This window comes from Lentimicrobium sp. S6, assembly GCF_013166635.1.
In the GTDB taxonomy this organism is placed as follows: domain Bacteria; phylum Bacteroidota; class Bacteroidia; order Bacteroidales; family UBA12170; genus UBA12170.
Genome location: NZ_JABKBZ010000059.1, coordinates 25,378 through 34,477, shown reverse-complemented (window position 1 = coordinate 34,477; position 9,100 = coordinate 25,378). Strand labels below are relative to the sequence as shown.

Sequence of the window (9,100 nt, the reverse complement as noted above, 5' to 3'; positions counted from 1 at the left end):
GCAGCATAAGCCAGCTCTGGCATATATACTATATTGTCAGGATGTATTTCAATGGTGAAAACATCAGTCCAAGTACCTTGGTTAGAAGTCATCTCAATGTTGAACTCTACCGTTCTAGTTTGAGTAATACCAGGAGCAATATCGAAGTTATAGTTATAATTTGACCACTCATCGTATCCTGCTTCAATGTGAGGATAGTTTTCACTAGCATCAGTAAGCGTAATAGCAGGGTCATTAGTAGAGATAACTGCAGAAACCACAGTGGCTCTTGCTTCTCCAGAGTTTAATAACTCAATAGGCATTCTAATAGATTCTCCACCTTCGGCTAAATCATCGTCATCAGCACCAGCCTCAAAGAAGTTATGAGCTTGGTATTCTAAGACTGGCATTGGGCTAGCATTATCAGGATAAATGGTTACGATAAAAGTATCAGTCCAAGTGCCTTCATTAGAAGTAATGTCTAAGGTGAAAGTGACATTAAACTGAACTAATATACCAGTTGCAACTATGAAATCATAGTCATAATCTGTTTGTCTATTAGCACCAATTGGAATATCAGGATAACTTTCGTTGGCATCTGTAATCGTAATTGATGGATGGGTACAGCTTAAAATAGCTGAAACATCTGTAGCAACAGATTCCCCAGAATTACTAATATTTACAGGCATGTTTATTGATTCGCCACCTTCGGCTTTTCCATCATTATCACTAGAACCATTTGAATCATCTATAATATGACTATAATGGTTCAGGATAGGCGGGTCATCTAAGGATTTTTCAATATCTGAGTAGCCATTTGTTGCAAGAAACGCAAATAAGGCGACTGTAAAGAGTAAAGACTTTATATTCATAATACAAATTTTAATTTTACGATTAGGGTTCAATAATTAGGGTAAAAGCGTATCAAATGAATCAGACATCTTAGCAAAAGGTCATCAAAGGTATTGATTATTAGTTATTAATCAAACAATCGGAATATCACATAAAGATCTCATTTTCAAATTTACATAGGCTTATAAGTAACTACAATAATAATTATGCCAACATTATAAAGAACTGTTTTCCAAAGGTTATACCGAATGATCAAGTATCGCAAAACGTCCAAATTCTGGAATACGAGGACGGATTTGGAAATCATCAAGCACTTTATTAGCATTTCGAATATTTCATGATTATTTAAATATAAAACTGATCTTGACTTAAGATCCTATTCCCAAACCCAAGCAATGAAAGAGTTTTAGCATTTTTTTAATTGATAATAGTTAATAAGGACAAGCAAAATAATTTTCATAATTAATGAATTTATTAATAAATTATTAACTTTTAAAATAAGACAGTGGAGCCAAAATGAAGCCATAAAATAAATTTTTAATTCATATTTTGATTAAAATTAACATACTTAATGGCTTCATTTCTCCAAATATTTGCATTGAAGTTTTTCAAACCTGAGCTCTAGATTTAATAATCGAATTCGATCTACAAGTTTTTTTTTTAATATTATATGTTCTTATATTATCAAGAAGGATGTCATTGTTAAAAACGGATATATATGATGAAAAGAAACGCATTTAGACTGCCCTAAATATTTAGTTTATCCCTAAATTTTAGCAGAGGCTTACTTTACTTCAGATCATTTCAACCATATTATTTCATGAAAATTTGTACCTTAGCCACTTAGCATCCCAAATTCTCCCTATTATGCTCATTAAAACCTTTGGTAGTACTCTTATTGGGGTCAATGCCATAACCATCACAGTAGAAGTAAATGTAGATCAAGGTGTCAATTTTTATTTAGTTGGACTACCCGATAGCGCAGTTAAAGAAAGTCATCAACGCATTGAGTCGGCATTGAAACACATTGGTTATCGATTACCTGGAAAGAAGATAGTTATTAATATGGCACCTGCCGATATCCGTAAAGAAGGCTCAGCTTACGACCTCACACTAGCAGCTGGTATTTTAGCAGCTTCCGAGCAAATGCAATCCAAGGACATCGATAAGTATATCATCATGGGTGAGCTTTCTTTAGATGGCAGCTTACAACCTATTAAGGGAGCCTTATCGATAGCCATACAAGCCCGAGAGGAGGGTTTCAAAGGATTTATTCTGCCTAAACAAAATGCAAAAGAGGCCGCTATTGTAAATAATCTAGAGGTTTATGGAGCAGAAAACATAAAAGATGTGATTGACTTCTTCGATGGAAAACCAAGTATGGAAAAGGAAGTTCTCGATACAAGAAAAGAGTTTTATTCCAGCCTTAATGATTACGAGTTCGACTTTGAAGATGTGAAAGGCCAAGAAAACATTAAAAGAGCCTTAGAAATTGCAGCTGCTGGCGGTCATAATGTGATTTTCATTGGCCCTCCTGGTGCAGGAAAAACCATGCTGGCAAAGCGTATGCCCAGTATTTTACCGCCCCTTAGTTTACATGAAGCTTTAGAAACAACCAAAATCCATTCGGTTACAGGAAAACTGAGAAGAACAGATGCCCTAGTTTCAGTTAGACCTTTTAGATCTCCACACCATACCATTTCTGACGCAGGCCTCGTAGGTGGGGGAACTTATCCGCAGCCTGGGGAGATTTCATTAGCACAGAATGGGGTATTATTTTTAGATGAATTGCCTGAATTTAAAAGAACCGTACTCGAAGTCATGCGCCAACCTATGGAAGATAGAGTCGTCACTATCTCTCGAGCCAAACTTAGCGTTGAATACCCTGCCAATTTCATGCTGATTGCCGCCATGAACCCATGTCCCTGTGGCTATTATAACCACCCTGATAAAGATTGCGTTTGTGCCCCAGGAATTGTACAGAAATACCTGAATAAAATATCTGGTCCTCTCCTTGACAGAATAGACATTCATGTGGAAGTAGTGCCAGTTCCGTTTAGAGAAATGAATAGTGTGGAACAAGGTGAGAAAAGTCAATTTGTTCGTGAACGAGTGATAAAAGCCAGAGAGGTTCAACAAGTGAGGTTTAGCGAAGACACTAAAGTTCATGCAAATGCACAAATGTCGAGCAAGCAACTGCAAATATATTGTAAGCTTGATGAGGGCGGCAGAGAATTACTCAAAAATGCCATGGAACGACTTAGTCTTTCTGCGCGTGCCTACGATAGGATTTTAAAAGTGGCCAGAACTATTGCAGATTTAGAATCCTCAGTAAGCATACAAAATGATCATCTGGCAGAAGCTATTAATTATCGAAGTTTGGATCGGGATAATTGGGGAACTTAAATGACAGTTAAAAGATAACAATTTCTAGATTATAGATACAAACCTCTGACTATCTATTTTTTATTATTAGATACTGCAATAATAAAAGCAGCCAAAACTAATTTCAGCTGCTCTATTTATTTTACGAAGCACAAACCTTGAACCTCGAACTTTAAACTTTGAACTCTTAGTCCATTATCGCTTTAATACCAGGAAGCACTTTACCTTCCATATATTCTAACATGGCCCCACCACCAGTGGAAACATAGCTCACTTGGTTTGCAAGTTTATATTTATTAATGGCAGCTACAGAGTCGCCACCTCCGATTAAGCTAAAAGCTCCTTCTTTGGTAGATGCCGCAACAGAAAGTGCAATGGCTTTAGTACCGTGAGAGAAATTCTCCATTTCAAAAACGCCCATAGGACCATTCCAAAGAATAGTTTTACTCTGAAGTAAAACATCATTAAAAGCTTTGCGTGTTTCTGTCCCCACATCTAAGCCCATCCAACCTGACTCAATCTCGTCGGCTCTGATTTCTTTTCTATTGGCATCATTATTAAAATCATCAGCAACTATCGCATCTTCAGGGATATGAATTTTAACTCCACGCTCCTCCGCTTTTTTGAATAATTCTACAGCTGTGTCTAACAAATCTTCTTCTACCAATGAATTTCCAATTTCGCCACCCATGGCTTTAATGAAAGTAAACATCATGCCACCACCAATAATTAAGTGGTCGGCTCTTTCCATCAAATTCTCAATGATACCAATTTTATCAGATACTTTAGCACCACCTAAAATAGCTGTGAATGGTTTTTGTGATTCATGTAATACTTTATTGATGCTTCGAATTTCTCCAGCCATAACATAACCGAACATTTTATCATTAGGAAAAAATTCAGCGATAATTGCAGTACTGGCATGAGCTCTGTGAGCAGTTCCAAAGGCATCGTTCACATAAATATCTCCATGCTTACTTAGTTTTTCAGCAAAACCTTTATCACCTTTTGTTTCTTCTTTATAGAAACGAAGATTCTCTAATAATAAAACATCTCCAGCTACTAGCGCTCCACTCAAGGCTTCGGCATCTTCTCCGATACAATCATCAGCAAAAATTACTCCTGTTTCTAATTTCTTAGATAAAGTAGGCACCAAATGTTGAAGAGAGAATTTATGCTCAGGACCCATTTTAGGGCGACCTAAATGCGACATCAAAACCACTGAACCACCATCGGCCAATATCTTCTTGATGGTTGGAATAGCAGCATTTATTCTAGTTTCATCAGTAATTTCAAATTTATCATTAAGTGGAACATTAAAATCCACTCTAATTAAAGCCCTTTTTCCGGCAAAAGAAATGTCATCAATTGTTTTCATTATAAAATTTTTTTTAAATATTTTGATCGTGTTTGCTCGGCAAAATTACGAATAATCGCAAGATAATTAAAATTTTACTTTTTTGACCTTCCTTCTTCAATCTTAAAACTATCAAAGAATTATATACACACTAAAACCTAAATATTCTCACAGAATTACACAAATAAATATTAAGTATTTCTCTGTTTTTTATTTTTATTAATTCTAAATAAAAGAAATTTATTACTTTTGTACCCTAATGAGATTTTAGATACAGATTATACATAGAACTGGTTTAAAGATAATCTTAAACGAGTTCACAATAGGGAATTGATGAAGAACGACAGCAACAAAGAAACTTTCGAGGCGGTAAAAAAGATTTTCACTGAATTTTTACAAAAAAACGGACAGAGAAAAACACCAGAGCGCTATACTATCCTACAAGAAATTTACAATACTGAAGGCCATTTTGATATAGAAACTCTTTATATCAAAATGAAAAACAATAAGTATAGAGTGAGTCGCGCTACACTTTATAATACCATGGAACTATTATTAGAATGTGGTTTAGTCACCAAACATCAATTTAGTAATAATTGCGCACAGTTTGAAAGATCATTTAAATTTAGACAACACGATCACTTTATTTGCTTAGATGATGGTAGTGTTCTTGAATTTTGCGACCCAAGATTACAAGAGATTAAAGACAGCATAGAAAAGCTTTTAAATGTGACCGTAACCAGTCACTCTTTAACTTTCTATGGCCATTGCAATACCAAATCGGGAGACAAACATTAATTTTAAAAAAACAATCTTCATTCAATATATAGCTTCTTTTAGCGTTATACACTATTGATCTTTTAATATCTTTGTGTTAAGGCTAGCTAATATGAACATCTATAATCACCAGAACAAACTCAAACTTCTACTATCTGTTGTCGGAATTTTTATCGTCAGTGTTTCTCTATGGTATACCAATTCCTTGGTGAACCAAATCAGGCAAAACGAAAGACAGAATATGGAGCTTTGGGCAAATACCATTGTGAGTAAGTCTCATTTGGTAGCTTCTACAGACTCTCTTTTCCAGAAACTGAAAATAGAAGAGCGCAAAAGGGTAGCCCTTCTGGCCAAGGCTTACCAAAAGATCTCCACCAACGATTCCAATGAAGATCTTACCTTTTATTTAGATTTACTGAGAGAAAACACTACTATTCCGGTTATTCAAACCAATAAAAAAAGAGAAATACTTAGCAGTGTGAATATTGATATCAACACTGATTCTACTAGATATTTAAAAGGAGCTTTACTAAAAGAATTTACTGAATACCAACCCATAGTGTTGGAATACATTGAGTCGGATAAGTTTTATCTTTACTATAAAAACTCCCTTATATATTCTAGGATTCAGCAAATAGTGCGCGACCTCAATGAGTCCTTTATAGAGGAAATTGTACTAAACTCGGCTTCGGTTCCTGTAATAGTAACTGATAGCAGTAGAACTCATATTATGGATTATGGAAATATTGAGGAAGCTAAAATATCAGACACTGCTTTCGTGCAGGAATTGATTCACGAAATGCAAACTCAAAACACCCCTATTACCATTGACCTCCCCTACTCTGGAAAAAGATATATCTATTATAAAGATAGCCTTTTGCAAACACGCTTAAGGTATTTTCCATTAGCCATTTTAGCCGCTATGGCTTTATTCATTATATTAGGTTATTTAATATTTAGTACTTCGAGAAAATCGGAGCAAAATCAAGTATGGGCTGGTTTGGCAAAAGAAACCGCTCATCAATTGGGAACTCCTTTGTCCTCTATGATTGCATGGATAGACCTCCTTCGTATGCAAGAAGTAGACGAGGACTCATTGAGTGAGTTGGAGAAAGATGTGCATAGACTAGAAGTGATTACAGATAGGTTTAGTAAAATTGGATCCATACCAAAACTTCTTCTTGGCGATGTGGGTGCCGTAGTACTAGAGTTTGTGGATTACTTCAAAAAGAGAACTTCTAAGAAAGTTAATTATAGCGTAGAGATCGACGCCGTCAATGGCCATAATATTGTGGCCCCATTGAATATTCCTCTTTTTGGCTGGGTGATAGAGAATCTGTGCAAGAATGCCGTTGATGCCATGGAAGGCAAGGGAGATATTGATATTATACTATTTGAAGATGATCAATCGGTTTATATCGACATCACTGATACTGGAAAAGGTATTCCAACAAACAAGCAGAAAAGTATTTTCAAACCTGGATTTACCACCAAAAAACGTGGCTGGGGGCTGGGACTATCTTTGGCTGATAGAATCATCACCAATTACCATAAAGGTAAAATTTTCGTGAAGAGATCATCTATTGGTAAAGGGACTACCTTTAGAATCATCCTCAAGAAATCAAATTTATTACAGAAGTAATATTATTATTGCACGAAGCTCTAGTAGGGTTCACAAAATCCACATAGGAAGCTATTGTTTCTTTAGTATTTTGGGTTACCCCTTTTTTCATCATCCCATTGACAAAAAAAAATCCGATTCACAAAATGCAAATCGGATTTTTTATGAGATTATATTTTAACTATTGTGCCAAAACCATCACTTTATTATCTACCACTTCTAAAACACCGCCTTTGATATCATAAAAGTTTTCGTTTTTATTGGCATCTATCACCTTCACTTTACCTTTAGCTAAACCAGCTATCATAGGCATGTGATGATCAAGCACCTCAAAAGAACCATCCAAACCTGGTAATTGAACCAATTCGGCTTCTCCTTCAAAAACAATTTTATCTGGTGTTACGATTTCTAAATTCATAATCGCTTAGTTTTGTGCAATTAGTTTTTTACCTTTTTCTATAGCTTCTTCAATGGTACCTACCAAGTTGAAAGCAGCTTCAGGATATTGGTCAACCTCACCATCAAGAATCATATTAAATCCTTTGATAGTATCTTCAATACTAACGAATTTACCTTCTAATCCAGTAAACTGAGTTGCAACGAAGAATGGTTGAGATAAGAAACGCTGCACACGACGTGCACGGTGTACTACCAATTTATCCTCTTCAGACAATTCATCCATACCTAGAATGGCAATAATATCTTGAAGCTCTTTATATCGTTGAAGAATTTCTTTTACTTTTTGAGCCGTATTATAATGCTCATCGCCAACGATATCTGGAGAAAGAATTCTAGATGTAGAATCTAGAGGATCCACAGCTGGATAAATCCCAAGCTCTGAAATCTTTCTATTCAATACTGTAGTAGCATCAAGGTGAGCAAATGTTGTAGCTGGAGCAGGGTCAGTTAAATCATCCGCAGGAACATAAACCGCCTGCACAGATGTGATAGAACCACGCTTAGTAGAAGTAATACGCTCTTGCATGATACCCATTTCAGTAGCTAGAGTTGGCTGATAACCTACTGCAGAAGGCATACGACCTAATAGTGCAGACACCTCAGAACCAGCTTGTGTAAAACGGAAAATATTATCCACAAAGAAAAGGATATCACGTCCACCACTTTCCTCATCACCATCACGGAAATACTCTGCCATGGTTAAACCAGAAAGAGCTACACGAGCACGTGCCCCAGGAGGTTCGTTCATCTGACCAAACACTAAAGTTAAAGTCGATTTTTCCATCTCCTTCATATCCACTTTAGAAAGGTCCCATCCTCCTTTTTCCATGTCTTCTTTAAAGGCATCACCATATTTGATAATACCCGATTCAATCATCTCTCTTAATAAGTCATTACCTTCACGAGTACGCTCACCAACACCTGCAAAAACAGATTGTCCATCGTAAGCTTTTGCAATATTATTAATCAATTCCTGAATAATTACAGTTTTACCAACACCAGCTCCACCGAATAAACCAATTTTTCCTCCTTTAGAATAAGGCTCAATCAAATCGATCACCTTAATTCCAGTAAAAAGAATCTCTTTGGAAGTAGTTAAGTCTTCGAATTTTGGAGGATCCCTATGTATAGGGTACCTAAGTTCAGATTCTACTTTTGGTAAACCATCAATAGATTCGCCAATCACATTGAACAAACGGCCATTTACACTTTTACCTGTTGGCATAGAGATGGGCATGCCTTCTGAAGTCACCTTCATACCTCTATAAAGACCATCAGTAGAATCCATTGCAATGGTTCTCATGGTGTTTTCACCTATATCTTGTTGTGCTTCTAAAACAATGGTATTACCACTTTCGGTAGTGATTGAAAGGGCATCATAAATTTTCGGCATACGACCTTCGTCTTCAAAGCTAACATCAATGACTGGGCCAATGATCTGGGATATTTTTCCTACTATCTTATTACTCATGAATTAACGCTTAAAATTTGAAGCAAATATAAAACAATCTATCCAAATTCAGGCATTTTAATGCTTCTTTTTTTTAGCGCAACTATACCCCTCCCCTAACAGCCTCATTTTATCACTAATATCTTGAGAAATCCCAACTAATTGGCAAAAAAAATCCTGCCTTTCCAAATATTGGAGAAGCAGGATAATATTTTTGTTA

General features: G+C 35.9%; 7 protein-coding genes. 3 read left to right on the top strand and 4 right to left on the bottom strand.

What is annotated here, in order from left to right:
• On the bottom strand, positions 1-851 hold an 851-nt coding region (locus tag HNS40_RS16700; RefSeq protein WP_216664187.1), incomplete at its 3' end, for a hypothetical protein.
• An 847-nt stretch (positions 852-1,698) separates the two neighbouring features.
• Here HNS40_RS16700 and HNS40_RS16695 point away from each other — a divergent pair.
• A complete protein-coding gene (locus HNS40_RS16695; protein WP_172282933.1) occupies positions 1,699-3,237 on the top strand; it encodes a YifB family Mg chelatase-like AAA ATPase in 1,539 nt (512 codons plus the stop codon).
• Between the two features lie 166 nt (positions 3,238-3,403).
• On the opposite strand, the gene pgk is transcribed toward HNS40_RS16695, so the two are convergent.
• Positions 3,404-4,594 carry a phosphoglycerate kinase gene (pgk, locus tag HNS40_RS16690; RefSeq protein ID WP_172282931.1) on the bottom strand — a complete coding sequence of 397 codons (1,191 nt, stop codon included), beginning with the start codon at positions 4,592-4,594 and terminating at the stop codon, positions 3,404-3,406.
• A 312-nt stretch (positions 4,595-4,906) separates the two neighbouring features.
• Between pgk and HNS40_RS16685 the strand changes: the two genes are divergently transcribed.
• Both HNS40_RS16685 and HNS40_RS16680 read left to right on the top strand, forming a co-directional pair.
• Positions 4,907-5,371, top strand: a complete 465-nt coding sequence (locus tag HNS40_RS16685; protein WP_172282929.1) for a Fur family transcriptional regulator — start codon at positions 4,907-4,909, stop codon at positions 5,369-5,371.
• 91 nt (positions 5,372-5,462) lie between these two features.
• Positions 5,463-6,992, top strand: a complete 1,530-nt coding sequence (locus tag HNS40_RS16680) for a PAS domain-containing sensor histidine kinase (protein ID WP_172282927.1) — start codon at positions 5,463-5,465, stop codon at positions 6,990-6,992.
• 160 nt (positions 6,993-7,152) lie between these two features.
• Here HNS40_RS16680 and atpC read toward each other — a convergent pair whose 3' ends face one another.
• Positions 7,153-7,389 carry an ATP synthase F1 subunit epsilon gene (gene atpC, locus HNS40_RS16675; RefSeq protein ID WP_172282925.1) on the bottom strand — a complete coding sequence of 79 codons (237 nt, stop codon included), beginning with the start codon at positions 7,387-7,389 and terminating at the stop codon, positions 7,153-7,155.
• A gap of 6 nt (positions 7,390-7,395) precedes the next feature.
• Positions 7,396-8,901: a F0F1 ATP synthase subunit beta gene (gene atpD / locus HNS40_RS16670; protein ID WP_172282923.1), complete on the bottom strand. Its 1,506-nt coding sequence runs from the start codon at positions 8,899-8,901 to the stop codon at positions 7,396-7,398.
• Between the last annotated feature and the right edge of the window lie 199 nt (positions 8,902-9,100).

Excerpts from the sequence above, each read along its gene's own strand:
- atpC (WP_172282925.1), bottom strand. The coding sequence starts at position 7,389 with ATGAATTTAGAAATCGTAACACCAGATAAAATTGTTTTTGAAGGAGAA.
- HNS40_RS16685 (WP_172282929.1), top strand. The coding sequence starts at position 4,907 with ATGAAGAACGACAGCAACAAAGAAACTTTCGAGGCGGTAAAAAAGATT.
- HNS40_RS16680 (WP_172282927.1), top strand. The coding sequence starts at position 5,463 with ATGAACATCTATAATCACCAGAACAAACTCAAACTTCTACTATCTGTT.
- atpD (WP_172282923.1), bottom strand. The coding sequence starts at position 8,901 with ATGAGTAATAAGATAGTAGGAAAAATATCCCAGATCATTGGCCCAGTC.
- HNS40_RS16695 (WP_172282933.1), top strand. The coding sequence starts at position 1,699 with ATGCTCATTAAAACCTTTGGTAGTACTCTTATTGGGGTCAATGCCATA.
- pgk (WP_172282931.1), bottom strand. The coding sequence starts at position 4,594 with ATGAAAACAATTGATGACATTTCTTTTGCCGGAAAAAGGGCTTTAATT.